The sequence below is a fragment of the Streptococcus oralis genome (genome assembly GCF_001578945.1).
In the GTDB taxonomy this organism is placed as follows: Bacteria; Bacillota; Bacilli; order Lactobacillales; family Streptococcaceae; genus Streptococcus; species Streptococcus oralis_Q.
On the sequence record NZ_KQ969579.1, the window covers coordinates 1 to 879 of the forward strand.

Here is an 879-nt window from a genome sequence, read left to right on the forward strand (position 1 = left end):
GGAGGGAATCCAAGGTTGTCGCTATCAATCTAGCTAACTTTTCACCTGCCCTGAGCAATTCTGGGTGAAAATCCTCAGATGCAGTCAATAAATTTCCCTTTCCATCCGATTGGAAAACACCAAAGTCATGGGAGCTTTCCGGATCAGTAATCTGGGTATAATGCAAGGGAACAAGGACATTGACTTTACCGACGGGTTTTTTGAGAGGTTCATCGGAATCCCCAGGTAATTTAGTGATGGTATGCTCACGATTGAGCATACCCACGACATCAAAAGGATTGACATAGTACTCGATTTTTTCGCTAATCTTTTTGATTTTCTCGTCACTGAGTCCCATTTTCTTTAAACTCTTTGTCGTGTCTGGACCGTCGAACAGGACCACTTTGCCTATTTTCTCCAGTTCTTGATCAGTAAGGCCAGCTACCCCTTGCGCAGAGACAATGGTTCCTAGGGAGTGACCTGTGATGTCCATCGTAGCATTGGGAGCCTTTTCGCGCATCTCTGCGATCTTCGTTTTCATTCCTACTGTCGCTAACTTGGCTTGCGGCGTATGGATATGGTTAAGAGCGAACTTAGCGTCGTTTTCAACCCAGTCGTTCCAATTCTCTATACTGATGGCATCACTGCCGCGGATAGTCATATAAGTTTTCGTAGTATCATTAGTCAAGGTAGGCGTATCCGTTAAGTAGTAGGCACTGAAACCAGCTTCATCATCAGTTAACAATCCTTTTTGATAACGTTTGTGATGAATATCCTGCCTCATCCCATTCGCATCAGGAACCGGTATCGATGTAACTTTATAAGTATCTCGCAAATCAGGATCCGGCTGCAAGTAGACTCTACCATTATGGGGAAGATGTTTACCTCCAGGGGTGATTT

General features: G+C 44.5%; 1 protein-coding gene. It reads right to left on the reverse strand.

The annotated features are described in order from the left end of the window. The coding region (locus SORDD16_RS09820; RefSeq protein WP_241734067.1) for a cutinase family protein at nucleotides 1–877 on the reverse strand (877 nt) is incomplete at its 3' end. Nucleotides 878–879 lie beyond the last annotated feature (2 nt).